The following is a 12838-nucleotide window of genomic DNA, read 5'->3' on the forward strand; positions in this document are numbered from 1 at the left end:
ATCCACCTCGCCGCTGCCGTGATAAACTCGCGATGAATCCCAACAGACCCTAGTCCGGACGAATACGGGTCTCACGCTCGACGTTGCGCGCGCCACCACACACCGAACGCGACGACGACTGCAAAGGCGAGCGTGAACCAGGTGATGGCGTATTGCAGGTGATCGTCCTTGAGGTGCACGGAGAGCGGCCCGGGCTTTGGAATGCCGCTTTCGGGCACCGGTTGTTCCAGATCGACATAGAACGGCGCGACGGCCTTGCCGCCCTCGCCCCAGCCGAGCGCGCGCACCATCGCGAGATGATCGCGGGTGAACCAAAGCCGTTTTGCCACGCTCTCCGGCGGCGTCAGCGTGCCGGCACTCTCGGGAAAGCGGATATAGCCGGTGAGCTGCACCGGGTCACCGGTGATGAGCCGTCTCGCGGCGCGATCCTGCTGGGCGCGGTCCTGCATCGTGTTTTGCACAAAGCCGGTGTTGACCACGATGGTGTTGCCATCGGCGAGCTGCGCCGGCAGGAAGGCCCAGGTGCCGGGGCCGGAGATGTCATCGCGCACCGCGGAGCCTGCGCTATAAACCATCGCGTCCGGCAACGGCGCGTAGGTCGCGGTGAAGCTGACGCGGCGGAATTCGTCTTTGGCCGGCGTCAGCGTATGCCATTGCGTTTGCGCCGGCAGCGCCTCGGGCGCGGCCGCGAGCCGCTCATTCAACCTGTCGATCAGCGCGTGCTTCTCGACCCGGCGCTGCAATTGCCAGACGCCAAGGCCAGCGAAGACCGCCACCATGATCAGCGTGAAGAGGGCAAAGCCGGCGACCGGCCGCCGCCGTGACGAAAGGCCGGTCATTTCGGCTCGCGGTCGATCAGCCGGCCCGGCGCCGCCTTATGATGGAATTGCAGCGCGATCAGAAGCGACTTCATCGAGCGTAACGGCAGAAGCGTGGTCGCTGCGATCAGCGGCAGCCAGAGCACCGCATGCAGCCAGAACGGCGGCTGATATTTGACTTCGACGATCAGGGCGGCGGTGACCACGATAGCGCCTGCCAGCATGATGATGAAGATCGCAGGACCGTCGCCAGAATCGATGAAGGCGTAGTCGAGCCCGCAAGTTTCGCAATTCGGGCGCAGGTCGATGAAGCCCGCATAGAGCTTGCCCTTGCCGCAACGCGGGCAGCGGCAGGCGAGGCCGCGGAGTGCGCTCTGGGTTAGTGTGGGTGATTGGTCAGGCGTCATATTCCGTCCTTCCTCTCCCCTTGTGGGAGAGGGGTGCACTCGCGACGCGAGGATCCACCTTCTCCCAGCCTAACTCGGGTTTACCCGAGTTAGGCATTTCAGTTTGTCGAAGTCGGATAAATCCGACTTCGATGGGAGAAGGAAGAAAGAAAAAGGGCGGTCCTTCCGACCGCCCCCTTTTAGCACGTCAAGCCTGCATCAGTGCCCGGCCACCGGCCCCGAACCGCGGAACCAGACGTAAATGGTGACGAACAGGAACAACCACACCACGTCGACGAAGTGCCAGTACCAGGCCGCGAATTCGAAGCCGAGATGCTGCTTCGGCGTGAAGTGGCCGGCATAGGCGCGGAACAGACAGACCAAGAGGAAGACAGTGCCGACCAGCACGTGGAAGCCGTGGAAGCCGGTGGCCATGAAGAAGGTCGCGCCGTAGATGTTGCCCGAGAACGAGAACGTGGCGTGCGCATACTCATAAGCCTGCACGGCGGTGAAGCAGGCGCCGAGCACGACGGTGAGGATCAGGCCGTATTTCAGGCCCTGACGGTCGTTCTCGAGCAGCGCGTGGTGCGCCCAGGTCACCGTGGTGCCCGACGTCAGCAGCAATAGCGTGTTGAGCAGCGGCAGGTGCCAGGGGTCGAAGGTCTCGATGCCCTTCGGCGGCCAGGTGCCCGGCACGGGGCAGGCGCCGGCAGCCGTCCCCGGACCGCAACCGAACACCGCGTCGCGAGTGGCGTGGACCGCATCCGCAGGAAACAGCGCGGAATTAAAGAACGCCCAGAACCAGGCGACAAAGAACATCACCTCAGAGGCGATGAACAGGATCATCCCGTAGCGGTGGCTGATCTGCACCACGCGGGTGTGGTCGCCCTTGTACTGGGCTTCGCGGATCACGTCGCCCCACCAGCTCGCCATGGTGTAGAGCACGCCGATGGTGCCGACGCCGAAAATGATCGGCGCGGCGGCGAACATGTGATGCATCCAGGCGATCGCGCCCACGGCCATGATGAAGGCCGAGATCGAGCCGACGACCGGCCACGGGCTCGGATCGACGAGGTGGTAGTCGTGGTGCTTCGCGTGCGCCGTAGCCATTGCGGTCTTTCTCCGTTAGATGTGCCGTTCCCTTCGGCACATATTCGTCTCAACGATCAAATCGCGAAATCCCGCCAGATACGGAATTCCGGGCTTACAGGTTTCCCTTGCGTTTATCCGTTTCGCCGGCCGCAAGCGGCTTCGGCGTCGGTTCGCGCACGGGATAGAAGGTGTAGGATAGCGTAATCGTCTTCAGTCCGTTGTTCTCGCTGTCTTTCACCAACGCCGGATCGACGTAGAACACCACGGGCATCTCGCGCTTCTCGCCGGGACCCATGGTCTGTTCGGTGAAGCAGAAGCAGTTGATCTTCTGGAAATAGGCGCCGACGGTGAGCGGCGCGACGTTGTAGGCGGCAACGCCGGCGGTGGCGCGCGCGGCCTGGTTGGTCACGGTATAGAAGACGGTGACGACCTCGCCGATGCGGACTTCGATCTCGTTCTGCTCGGGCTCGAATTTCCAGGGCAGTCCGGGACCGACATTGGCGTCGAACCGCACCGCGATCCTGCGCTCCAGCGGCGCGTCTGACGGCGCCGAGGTCGCAACCTGGGTGGTGCCGTTGAAGCCGGTGGCGCGGCAGAACCAGTTGTAGAATGGCACGGCGGCATAGGACGCGCCGACCATCAGCACCACGACGAAGCCGCAGATCGAGGCGACGGCCGCATCGCGCGTCAAGGTACGGCGCGAGGCAACCCTCTCGCCTTCCGCCCTGGCCTCGCTGATCTGCGGCTCGTTCTGCATCTCAATCACAACGGACGGACGAGAACGCCCGGCCCCTTGACCATGGTGACCGCGAAAAACAGTACGACGAGGACGCCGAGCGCGAGCGCAATGGCGATCGAGCGCTGCCGGCGGCTCCGCTTCTGCGCCTCGGTGAGGACGATTCCATCTGGCTTGCGCTTGTCGTCCATAAGCGTTCCATGCGCCCCCTACCCGACCATAGCTGCGACGGCACGAATTACGACCTCAAGCAGGAGCGTCGCAAACAGTGCGAACAGATAGAGGATCGAGAAGGCAAATAGCCGGCGAGTGGCGCGCTGCGCCTGCTTGCCTTCGCGGTGGCGATAGACCTCGATCGCGAGCCACATCATGCCGGCCCCGAGCATCAGCGAGGTGACGCCGTAGACCGCGTCGAAATAGCCGAGCGGCCAGGGCGCTGCGGCGATCGCGACCAACACGATCGTGTAGAGCAGGATCTGCAGCCGCGTCGCGTCGGGCCCCGCGACCACGGGCAGCATCGGAATCCCGGCGCGGGCATAATCGTCACGGCGGAACAGCGCCAGCGCCCAGAAATGCGGCGGGGTCCAGAAGAAGATGATGAGGAAGAGGAGCAGCGGCTCCATCGCCAGCGAACCGGTAGCCGCGGCCCATGCCACGACAGGCGGCAACGCGCCGGCGGCACCGCCGATCACGATGTTCTGCGCGGTCCAGCGCTTCAGCCACATGGTGTAGATCACAACGTAGAAGAAGATCGTGAACGCCAGCAGGGCGCCGGCGAACCAGTTGACGAGGGTACCGAGCGTCATCACCGAGAAGAACGACAGGATCAGGCCGAACGCCGTGGCCTCGCCCTGAGTGATGCGTCCCCGCGGGATCGGCCGGTTGGCGGTGCGCGACATCAAAGCGTCGATGTCGCCCTCATAGGCCATGTTCAGTGCGCCCGAGGCGCCGGCTCCGACCGCGATGCAGAGGATCGAGGTGAAGGCGATGACCGGATGGACGTGGCCGGGTGCGATGAAGAGGCCGACCAGCGCGGTGAAGATCACAAGCGACATCACCCGCGGCTTCAGCAGCGCGAGGTAATCGCCGACATCAGCCTCGGAAATCCGGGGCAGGGCATCGATGGCGTTGTGGTCGACTACCGACAAGGTTTATCTCGCTTCACTAAGGCCGCGGCGCGCAACGACAGCGCGCCGCGAACAAATGTTTACTGCACGCGCGGCAGCACTTCGAACTGGTGGAAGGGCGGCGGCGACGTCAGCGTCCATTCCAGCGTGGTGGCGCCGGCGCCCCACGGATTATTGGCAGCCGCCTGCTTCCTCACGAAGGCATCGACCACGCCGTAGATGAAGATCAGCACGCCGAAGCCCGAGATGTAGGAGCCGACCGACGACACCAGGTTCCAGCCCGCGAATGCGTCCGGATAGTCGACATAGCGGCGGGGCATTCCCGAGAGGCCGAGGAAGTGCTGCGGGAAGAACACCAGGTTGACGCCAATGAAGGTGACCCAGAAGTGCAGCTTGCCGATGGTTTCCGAATACATGTAGCCGGACATCTTCGGGAACCAGTAGTACCAGCCCGCGAAGATCGCGAACACCGCGCCCAGCGACAGCACGTAGTGGAAGTGCGCGACCACGTAATAGGTGTCCTGCAGCACGCGATCGACGCCGGCATTCGCCAGCACGACGCCGGTGACGCCGCCGAGCGTGAACAGGAAGATGAAGCCGATCGCCCACAGCATTGGCGTCTTGAACTCGATCGAGCCGCCCCACATCGTGGCGATCCAGGAGAAGATCTTCACGCCGGTCGGCACAGCGATCACCATGGTTGCGGCGACGAAATAGGCCTGCGTCGCGCTGGACATGCCGACCGTGTACATGTGGTGCGCCCACACCACGAAGCCAATGCCGCCGATCGCGACCATGGCGTAGGCCATGCCGAGATAGCCGAACACGGGCTTGCGCGAGAAGGTGGAGACGATCTGGCTGATCATGCCGAAGCCGGGCAGGATCAGGATGTACACCTCGGGGTGGCCGAAGAACCAGAACAGATGCTGGAACAGCACCGGATCGCCGCCGCCATCGGCGGAAAAGAACGTGGTGCCGAAATTGCGGTCGGTGAGCAGCATGGTGATGGCGCCGGCGAGCACCGGCAGCGACAGCAGCAGCAGGAACACCGTCACCAGGATCGACCACACGAACAGCGGCATCTTGTGCAGGGTCATGCCCGGTGCGCGCATGTTGAAGATCGTGGTGATAAAGTTGATGGCGCCGAGGATCGACGAGGCACCGGCAATGTGCAGCGACAGTATCGCAAAGTCGACCGCCGGTCCCGGATGGCCCGAGGTCGATAGCGGCGCGTAGATGGTCCAGCCCGCGCCGACGCCGTTGGCACCCGGCTCACCCTCAACGAAGGTGGACATCAACAAGAGCGCGAAGGAGGCCGGCAACAGCCAGAACGAGATGTTGTTCATGCGCGGGAACGCCATGTCGGGCGCGCCGATCATCAGCGGCACGAACCAGTTGCCGAAGCCGCCGATCATTGCCGGCATCACCATGAAGAAGATCATGATCAGGCCGTGCGAGGTCACGAACACATTGTAGGTGTGGGATTCGTGGAAGAACTGGACGCCGGGATACATCAGTTCGATGCGGATCGCGATCGACATCGCAGCCCCGATGACGCCCGCGAAGATCGCGAAGATAAGGTACATCGTGCCGATGTCCTTATGGTTCGTCGAATAGAGCCAGCGCCGCCATCCGGTCGGATTGGCGTGCGCATGGTCATCATGGGCGTGATCGTGGTGTGTCGCTGCGGTCGTTGCCATTTTGTAATCCTGCCTTGCAGTCCCTTTTCGGACCTTTTCAGGTCCGGTCGCCCTTGTCCCTTGCTTGTCCCTTGGCCCGCGCCTTACTGCGCGGTCTGACCAGCCGAGGCGTAGGTATTCGCCGGGTTGGTCGCATATTTCTTCTTCGCCGCCTCAACCCAGGCCGCGAATTCCTGATCGCTCACCACCTTGACCGCGATCGGCATGAAGGCGTGATCCTTGCCGCACAATTCCGAGCACTGACCGTAATACATGCCGGTCTTGGTCGCCTTGAACCAGGTCTCGTTGAGACGGCCGGGGATCGAGTCGATCTTGATGCCGAACGAGGGCACCGCGAACGCGTGGATTACGTCGGCGCCGGTGGTCTGGACCCGGATCACCTTGTTGACCGGCACTACCATTTCGTTGTCGACGCCAAGCAGGCGCGGCTGCTTGTCCTGCGCCATCAGCGAATCGAACTCAAACTTGCCGTTATCCGGGTAAGCGTAGCTCCAGTACCACTGCTTCCCGGTGACCTTGACGGTCAGGTCGGCCTTGGGAATGTCGAGCTGCTGGAACAGGAGACGGAACGACGGCACCGCGATGCCGACCAGGATCAGCACCGGGATCAGCGTCCAGGCCACCTCGATCAGCGTGTGGTGGGTGGTCCGGGAGGGGACCGGATTGGCCCCGGCGTTGAACTTCACCACCACGATGACCAACAGCGCCAGCACGAACAGGGTGATCAGCGTGATGATCACCAGCAGCAAATTATGGAAGCTGATGATGTTTTCCATCACCGGGGTCGCGGCTTCCTGCAGCGTGATTTCCCACGGCTTTGGCTGCTGCCCAAAAGCCGTCCCGCCGGAGACGAGCGCCATGCCCGCTACCGCCAACCCCAGCAACCGCCGGCCCATCAGGCCCTTCGACATCTTCATGCCGCTCGCGCTCCTTTGAATAAGTCCCCAAAGCACTCCCGCCGAATGCCCGGGAATGCCGCACGATCCGCCCTCACAAACGGCCTACCGGAGGTACTTTTGGAAGTACACCTTCGAAAGTACCTGCAACGATATTGCTGCAGTACCCCGGGCCAGATCGTTAGAACGCGTCGAAATCCAGCCTCTCAAACCATAATTCTAAGGCTCTCGCAATGCAGTAGTGGGGCGCAAAGCCATGCGTCACCTGCTATTCGCCGGACGTCGGATTTCTCCGACAAATCAGGCAAAACCTGCCGTTTGGCAGGCCTGCGCCGCTTGACAGCCCGATTGCCGGATGTAGGCACAGTCACGGCGCTCCCGAGCGAGCTGATTCGCCTGGGCCGAATGGTCCTCGACGGCGCGGATTGGCTCTCGGACTGCCTTCAAGGCGCCGTCATTGCGTATCAGTCCGGGTAAGTCCAGTTACAATATGTGCTGTGCCGGCGCTGCCGGAAATCGTGAGAGGATCGACCCTGATGGGGCGTTCGAAACATAGGGCGCGACGACATCAGGCAGGATATCGCCTGGAACCGGCCCGCTGGCTCGGCGGCCTGCTCGCCGTGGCCTTCCTGCTCGGCTTAACCCAGGCGGCGAGCGCGCAAGGCGCGGTGCGGTCGGTCAATGGCGACTGGCAAATCCGCTGCGACACCCCGCCTGGTGCCCAAGGCGAGCAATGCGCCCTGATCCAGAGCGTGGTCGCCGAGGACCGCTCGAACGCCGGCCTGACCGTGATCGTGCTGAAAACCGCCGACCAGAAGAGCAAGCTGATGCGGGTGGTCGCCCCCCTCGGCGTGCTGCTGCCCTCCGGTCTTGGGCTCAAGCTCGACAACCAGGACGTCGGCCGCGCCGGGTTTGTCCGCTGCCTGCCGAATGGCTGCGTCGCCGAGGTGGTGATGGACGAAAAACTCCTGGGCCAGCTTCGGGGCGCCAAGACGGCGACTTTTATTATCTTTGAGACGCCCGAAGAGGGCATCGGGTTTCCGCTCAGCCTGAACGGGCTGGGTGAGGGATATGACAAGCTGCCGTGAGGGCAAGCCGATAATTCCTCACGGTCCTGCTGATCGACTTAACCGGCACTGCCGTAGTAATCGAGCAGCCGGCGCGCCTCGATGGAAAGCCAGTCCGCGTCACCGTTGATATAGCCCTCGACTTGCCCGGTGACGCCGATCAAGAAAGTAATGGGCATGCCATAGAGCGCGAACGGCGTGTCGGCTTGGCCGCTGGCGCCGGCTCTTGCCACAAGCCCTTGCGAATCAAGCCCGATCGCAAGGCGTCGAAGCTTCAGCCCTTTCACGAAAGGCGCAACGACCGAGCGGTCGCGATCCGTTGCCACGGCGATCACCACGAGATTCCTGACGTCGCTCCCCGCCAGATTGTCCAGCATCGGCAGTTCAGTCCGGCAGGCCGGACACCAGGTCGCCCAGAAATTGACGAGCACCACGTTCCCTCTCAAGGAGGTCAAATCGATCGCGCCGCCGGAGAGACGCGGAATCGGCACGGACGGGACAGGCTTCGCGCCACGAAGCTGGATGAACTGATGCCGGGAGGTGGCGAATGGCGGCGGACCTTCGGCCTGGGCGCGATTGGATGCAGCCGACATCGCGACCGAGGCGCCAGCCCCGAGCAACCGTGCAACAACAGTGCGGCGTGTTAGCCCGCGATGTGGCGTCATGGTGCGCGTCCGCTTGTCATGACCTGATATAGGACCATCCGGCTTCCTGCAATTCGATGATGCGTCCGGGCCCACTCGGCACCAGATCGACATTGTCGATCAGCGTGATCGGACGGCCCTCGCTGCGCTGCATGCCCTGCTTTGTCGCATCGCAGACCACGAAACGGATGTTCGGATTCACCGCCCTTACCACCTGCAGCATATCCTTCACCGGCGACGTGTCGGCACGGAACATGTGAACGCCGGCATTGTAGGCAACGACCTCGATCATAAACGGCTCGTTGCGTTCCTGATAATATTTCGGAAGGTTGAGCGAGGTCGAGATCAAGGCCCGCATCGTGGTGGGATCGTCGCTATTGATCGGCAGCACCAGCCGATGCACCGGAGGCAATGCGCGCTTCGCCTCCGGTTTCGAGACGGCGGATCCCGGCTCGGTCAGCAACAATGTCACGACCAGCGGTACGATGAAGGTCAGAGCCAGCCCGACCCATTTGATTACCCGGCGGAAAGACATGCGCATTGTCGCTGCTTCAAAACGCCTTGGCGAGAGAGGCGATCGCCTCACGCTCAGAATAGGCCACGAGCGCGTTGAGCGCGAGCAGGACAATCGCCGGCACCGGCGATCCGCCGATGACGAACAGGTGCGTGATCACGGCGCCGATCATGATGCAGATCAGCAGCAGCGCACCGAAGCCGGCCTTTCGTGGAAGCAGCAGCAGGATTGCCCCGATGATCTCGAGACTGCCGGTCAAATAGCGAAACCATTGACCGAGCCCAATGTGGTGAAACTCGTCCACCATCATCGGCACGCCATAGAGCTTGACGCCCCCGGCCCCCAGAAACGCCAGCGCCAGCAATCCTCTGACAATCCACACGCCAACATGGGTCCAACGGCGCCCGGCAGGCACAGCAACGTCCGACATCGAAAACTCCCGAAAGTTTGAGAAACGGTCCCCAGGTGTCCAAGACTTAAGACGCCCAAGGCTTTCAAAATCAAAATTCGGTACTAAGATGAAATTGACAAGTAGGATGATTTTTCTGGGGTAGTATGAAAAAGCAGACCAATGAGCCCACACCGTCCGAATGCCCCGCGGCGCCGCAGCTTCAGCGCGCCCTTCGCGTGCTTTCCGGCAAGTGGAAGGGCGAAATCCTCTGGCAGTTGGTCGGCGGCAAGCGCCGGTTCGGCGAATTGCGGCGCGCCATTCCCGATGTGACGCAGCACATGCTGACCACCCAACTGCGCGATCTCGAAAACGAAGGCCTGGTGAAGCGCACCGTGTTTCCCGAAGTGCCGCCGCGGGTCGAATACGAAATGACGCCTGCAGCAAAGGACCTGAAACCCGTGTTCGACGAGCTGTCCCGCTGGGCCAATGCGCATGGCAGGCTGGAGTCCGATTCGGAGACTGCGAATGCGGCCGGCAAAGCGCATGACAAAGGGCTGTGAGGGACCCTCCCCTTTTGCTGCGGTCATGACTATCTTCCGTGATCGTCGTGCCCCGCGAACGCAGGGACCCATAACCACAGATGTCCGCCTTGTAATGTGAACTCGCTGGACGTCTGCGCTTACAATCGGCGCTTGTGGTTATGGGTCCCCGCGTTCGCGGGGACGACAGCAAACATTCGCATCGGAGCCTGCATGACCAACCTCGCCACCACCTCCCTGCTCGACCGCGCCAATCTCGATCGCGATGCCGTCAGACGCGAGATCACTCGGGGGCTTTTGGGCGCCGACGACGGCGAGCTGTTTCTGGAATACGGCCAGACCGAAGCGCTCGGCTTCGATAATGGCAGGCTGAAGCAGGCGACCTACGACACTTCGCAGGGATTCGGCCTGCGCGCGGTAAAGGACGACGCGGTCGGCTATGCGCATTCCTCCGACGTGTCTCTGCCGGCGCTGATCCGCGCGGCGGATGCGGTCGCCGCGGTGCGCGGCGGCTACAGCGGCAATTTTGCCGCTGCTCCCGCGCATACCAACGTTCGGCTTTATGGCGACGAGAATCCTTTGGATGCGCCGGGGTTCGAAGCCAAGGTCAAGTTGCTGGCAGAGATCGACGCCTATGTCCGCGACAAGGATCCGCGGGTGCGGCAGGCTTCCATCAGCCTGGGCGCCACCTGGCAGGTGGTGGAAATTTTGCGGCCTGACGGCGAAAGCTATCGCGACATCCGCCCACTGGTGCGCGTCAACGTTTCCGTGGTCGCCGGACAAGGCGACCGGCAGGAAAGCGGCAGCAAGGGCTATGGCGGCCGCGAGGGCTATGCGCGCTTCATCGAAACCAAGGCGTGGCGCGAGGCCGCCGACGGCGCCATCCGCGAGGCGCTGGTCAACCTGGAATCGGTGCCTGCGCCTGCGGGCGAAATGGACGTGGTGCTGGGCGCCGGCTGGCCCGGCGTGATGCTGCACGAAGCAGTCGGCCATGGCCTCGAAGGCGACTTCAACCGCAAGCAGACGTCAGCTTTCGCAGGACTAATGGGCAAGCAGGTCGCGGCCAAGGGCGTCACCGTCGTCGACGATGGCACCATCGCGTCGCGGCGTGGTTCCCTCTCGATTGACGACGAGGGCACGCCGACCAACCGCACCGTGCTGATCGAGGACGGCATTCTGGTCGGCTACATGCAGGACCGCCAGAACGCGCGGCTCATGAACATGAAGCCGACCGGCAATGGCCGTCGCCAGAGCTACGCCCATGTGCCGATGCCGCGCATGACCAACACCTATATGCTGGCGGGCGAGCGCGATCCGGCGGAAATCATCGCTTCGGTGAAGAAGGGCGTTTATGCCGCGAATTTCGGCGGCGGCCAGGTCGACATCACCTCGGGCAAATATGTGTTCCAGTGCACCGAGGCCTACAAGATCGAGAACGGCAAGCTCGGCGCGCCCTTGAAGGGCGCGATGCTGATCGGCAACGGGCCGACCGACCTGCACCGCATCACCATGGTCGGCAACGATCTGGCGCTCGATACCGGCATCGGCACCTGCGGCAAGAACGGCCAGGGCGTGCCGGTCGGCGTCGGCCAGCCGACGCTGCGGATGGAAAGGATCACGGTCGGAGGAACGGGCTAGTGAGCGACGAGAAACTGGTAGGTGACCGAAAGGACGCTTCTCTCGGGAAGGTAGCGAGCTGGCGCGCCCAGGCGGTGCAACTGGCGGCGATCGTTGCCGTCGTCTTCATCGCCAAGGGCGCGCTGGCTGAGCCGTTTTACGTGCCGTCCGGCTCGATGGAGCCGACGCTTCTGATCGGCGATGCGTTGCTCGCCTCGAAATATCCTTACGGCTACGGCGCGGCGTCGCTGCCGATCCAGATCACGCTACCCGAGACCGGCCGCCTGTTCGGCGAAACGCCCAAGCGCGGCGACGTCGTCGTGTTCCGCTGGCCGGGCGACCGCTCGCAGGCCTGGGTCAAGCGCGTGGTCGGATTGCCGGGCGACCGCATCCAGTTGCGGCAGGGCCAGCTCTTCATCAACGACCATGCCGCGAGGTTGGAGCCGGACGGCCTGGCGCAGGCCGAAGACGATCGCGGCAACACCGAACGGGCCTATCGCTTCGTCGAGACGCTGCCGAACGGCGTCAGCCACGCCATCTTCAAGATGCGTGACAATGGAAGGCTCGACAACACGCCCGAGGTAATCGTGCCGCCGGGCAAACTGTTCGTGCTCGGCGACAACAGGGACAATTCCGCCGACAGCCGGGTCTCCGTGCGCGACGGCGGCGTGGGATTGTTGCCGATCGACAATCTGATCGGCCGCGCCGATGCCGTGGTCGGCTCCTGGGATCTCGGCATGCGCAACCAGCCGGTATGGACCTGGCTGTCGGGTTTCCGGCTGGCGCGGTTTTTTACCTCCGTGCATTGAGGACGTAGAAGTAGGTGGGCTAACGCGCATTTGCGCCGTGCCCACCATTTCGCCAGCAATCAAGCTTGATGGTGGGCACGCTAGCGCTTTGCCCATGCTACGGCGCCAGCCATGACCTTCGATGATGTCCGAAAAATCGCGCTGGCCTGGCCGGAGGTCGAAGACGGCACTTCCTACGGCACGCCGGCCTTGAAGGTGCGCAAGAAGATGCTTGTGCGGCTGAAGGAGGACGGCGACAGCCTGGTGATGCCGGGCGTGCCAAGGGATGAGCGCGAGATGCTGGTGGAAAGCCGGCCGAAGGTATTTTACTTCACCGATCACTACCGCGATTATCCGATGGTGCTGATCCGCCTCTCGAAGGCCAGCCGCGCTATCGTCGAGCCGCTGTTGCGCCGGCAATGGCGCACGCTGGCGTCGAAGAAAGTGGTGAAAGGGCACGACGCGAACTCGTAGAGCCTGTGAACCATTTGGGTTTTGCGGGTAGTCGGAGCCGAGACAACGG

The 12838-nt window shown here is 63.0% G+C and carries 16 protein-coding genes; 5 read left to right on the forward strand and 11 right to left on the reverse strand.

What is annotated here, in order from left to right; translation table 11 throughout:
* Positions 1-71: 71 nt before the first annotated feature.
* The 8 genes from CQ13_RS38550 to coxB form a co-directional block, all read right to left on the reverse strand.
* Positions 72-839: an SURF1 family protein gene (locus CQ13_RS38550; protein WP_057847979.1), complete on the reverse strand. Its 768-nt coding sequence runs from the start codon at positions 837-839 to the stop codon at positions 72-74.
* Entirely contained in the window at positions 836-1225 is a 390-nt protein-coding gene (locus CQ13_RS38555; RefSeq protein ID WP_057847980.1) for a DUF983 domain-containing protein, read from the reverse strand. The genes CQ13_RS38550 and CQ13_RS38555 overlap by 4 nt, the downstream gene beginning before the upstream one ends.
* A 198-nt stretch (positions 1226-1423) precedes the next feature.
* Positions 1424-2314 (reverse strand): cytochrome c oxidase subunit 3, encoded by an 891-nt coding sequence (locus tag CQ13_RS38560; RefSeq protein WP_057847981.1) that lies wholly within the window; start codon positions 2312-2314, stop codon positions 1424-1426.
* 94 nt (positions 2315-2408) lie between these two features.
* Positions 2409-3053 carry a cytochrome c oxidase assembly protein gene (locus tag CQ13_RS38565; protein WP_057847982.1) on the reverse strand — a complete coding sequence of 215 codons (645 nt, stop codon included), beginning with the start codon at positions 3051-3053 and terminating at the stop codon, positions 2409-2411.
* 5 nt (positions 3054-3058) lie between these two features.
* Positions 3059-3223 (reverse strand): hypothetical protein, encoded by a 165-nt coding sequence (locus tag CQ13_RS38570; protein WP_028348021.1) that lies wholly within the window; start codon positions 3221-3223, stop codon positions 3059-3061.
* An 18-nt stretch (positions 3224-3241) separates the two neighbouring features.
* Entirely contained in the window at positions 3242-4180 is a 939-nt protein-coding gene (locus tag CQ13_RS38575; RefSeq protein WP_057847983.1) for a heme o synthase, read from the reverse strand.
* 59 nt (positions 4181-4239) lie between these two features.
* Entirely contained in the window at positions 4240-5859 is a 1620-nt protein-coding gene (gene ctaD, locus CQ13_RS38580; protein ID WP_057847984.1) for a cytochrome c oxidase subunit I, read from the reverse strand.
* Between the two features lie 83 nt (positions 5860-5942).
* Positions 5943-6776, reverse strand: coding sequence for a cytochrome c oxidase subunit II (coxB, locus tag CQ13_RS38585; protein WP_057847985.1), 834 nt, complete (start codon positions 6774-6776; stop codon positions 5943-5945).
* Between the two features lie 515 nt (positions 6777-7291).
* Between coxB and CQ13_RS38590 the strand changes: the two genes are divergently transcribed.
* The gene (locus CQ13_RS38590) at positions 7292-7843 is read left to right on the forward strand and encodes an invasion associated locus B family protein (protein ID WP_057847986.1); all 552 of its coding nucleotides are present in this window, start codon (positions 7292-7294) and stop codon (positions 7841-7843) included.
* A gap of 38 nt (positions 7844-7881) precedes the next feature.
* Here the strand turns inward: CQ13_RS38590 and CQ13_RS38595 are convergent, their stop codons facing one another.
* The 3 genes from CQ13_RS38595 to CQ13_RS38605 are packed head-to-tail and all read right to left on the reverse strand — an operon-like array spanning position 7882 to position 9410.
* Positions 7882-8487, reverse strand: a complete 606-nt coding sequence (locus CQ13_RS38595; protein ID WP_057847987.1) for a TlpA family protein disulfide reductase — start codon at positions 8485-8487, stop codon at positions 7882-7884.
* Between the two features lie 16 nt (positions 8488-8503).
* Complete coding sequence (locus CQ13_RS38600) at positions 8504-9001, reverse strand: DsrE family protein (protein WP_245309613.1); 498 nt, start codon at positions 8999-9001, stop codon at positions 8504-8506.
* Positions 9002-9017: 16 nt separating this feature from the next.
* Positions 9018-9410, reverse strand: coding sequence for a DoxX family protein (locus tag CQ13_RS38605; RefSeq protein ID WP_057847989.1), 393 nt, complete (start codon positions 9408-9410; stop codon positions 9018-9020).
* A 125-nt stretch (positions 9411-9535) separates the two neighbouring features.
* On the opposite strand from CQ13_RS38605, the gene CQ13_RS38610 reads away from it, so the two are divergent.
* The 4 genes from CQ13_RS38610 to CQ13_RS38625 all read left to right on the forward strand — a co-directional run bounded on the left by CQ13_RS38610 (position 9536) and on the right by CQ13_RS38625 (position 12789).
* Entirely contained in the window at positions 9536-9931 is a 396-nt protein-coding gene (locus CQ13_RS38610; protein WP_057847990.1) for a winged helix-turn-helix transcriptional regulator, read from the forward strand.
* Positions 9932-10123: 192 nt separating this feature from the next.
* Positions 10124-11548, forward strand: a complete 1425-nt coding sequence (tldD, locus tag CQ13_RS38615) for a metalloprotease TldD (RefSeq protein WP_057847991.1) — start codon at positions 10124-10126, stop codon at positions 11546-11548.
* Positions 11548-12336, forward strand: a complete 789-nt coding sequence (lepB, locus tag CQ13_RS38620) for a signal peptidase I (protein WP_430649739.1) — start codon at positions 11548-11550, stop codon at positions 12334-12336. Before tldD ends, lepB begins: the two co-directional genes overlap by 1 nt.
* Before the next feature lie 111 nt (positions 12337-12447).
* Entirely contained in the window at positions 12448-12789 is a 342-nt protein-coding gene (locus CQ13_RS38625; RefSeq protein ID WP_057847992.1) for an MmcQ/YjbR family DNA-binding protein, read from the forward strand.
* Positions 12790-12838: the final 49 nt, after the last annotated feature.

The sequence above is a fragment of the Bradyrhizobium retamae genome, from assembly GCF_001440415.1.
Classification (GTDB): Bacteria; Pseudomonadota; Alphaproteobacteria; order Rhizobiales; family Xanthobacteraceae; genus Bradyrhizobium; species Bradyrhizobium retamae.

Bases quoted from the DNA above. Each gene is read 5' to 3' on its own strand.
- CQ13_RS38550 (WP_057847979.1), bottom strand. From the start codon at position 839: ATGACCGGCCTTTCGTCACGGCGGCGGCCGGTCGCCGGCTTTGCCCTC.
- CQ13_RS38555 (WP_057847980.1), bottom strand. From the start codon at position 1,225: ATGACGCCTGACCAATCACCCACACTAACCCAGAGCGCACTCCGCGGC.
- CQ13_RS38560 (WP_057847981.1), bottom strand. From the start codon at position 2,314: ATGGCTACGGCGCACGCGAAGCACCACGACTACCACCTCGTCGATCCG.
- CQ13_RS38565 (WP_057847982.1), bottom strand. From the start codon at position 3,053: ATGCAGAACGAGCCGCAGATCAGCGAGGCCAGGGCGGAAGGCGAGAGG.
- CQ13_RS38570 (WP_028348021.1), bottom strand. From the start codon at position 3,223: ATGGACGACAAGCGCAAGCCAGATGGAATCGTCCTCACCGAGGCGCAG.
- ctaD (WP_057847984.1), bottom strand. From the start codon at position 5,859: ATGGCAACGACCGCAGCGACACACCACGATCACGCCCATGATGACCAT.
- coxB (WP_057847985.1), bottom strand. From the start codon at position 6,776: ATGAAGATGTCGAAGGGCCTGATGGGCCGGCGGTTGCTGGGGTTGGCG.
- CQ13_RS38590 (WP_057847986.1), top strand. From the start codon at position 7,292: ATGGGGCGTTCGAAACATAGGGCGCGACGACATCAGGCAGGATATCGC.
- CQ13_RS38595 (WP_057847987.1), bottom strand. From the start codon at position 8,487: ATGACGCCACATCGCGGGCTAACACGCCGCACTGTTGTTGCACGGTTG.
- CQ13_RS38600 (WP_245309613.1), bottom strand. From the start codon at position 9,001: ATGTCTTTCCGCCGGGTAATCAAATGGGTCGGGCTGGCTCTGACCTTC.
- CQ13_RS38605 (WP_057847989.1), bottom strand. From the start codon at position 9,410: ATGTCGGACGTTGCTGTGCCTGCCGGGCGCCGTTGGACCCATGTTGGC.
- CQ13_RS38610 (WP_057847990.1), top strand. From the start codon at position 9,536: ATGAAAAAGCAGACCAATGAGCCCACACCGTCCGAATGCCCCGCGGCG.
- tldD (WP_057847991.1), top strand. From the start codon at position 10,124: ATGACCAACCTCGCCACCACCTCCCTGCTCGACCGCGCCAATCTCGAT.
- CQ13_RS38625 (WP_057847992.1), top strand. From the start codon at position 12,448: ATGACCTTCGATGATGTCCGAAAAATCGCGCTGGCCTGGCCGGAGGTC.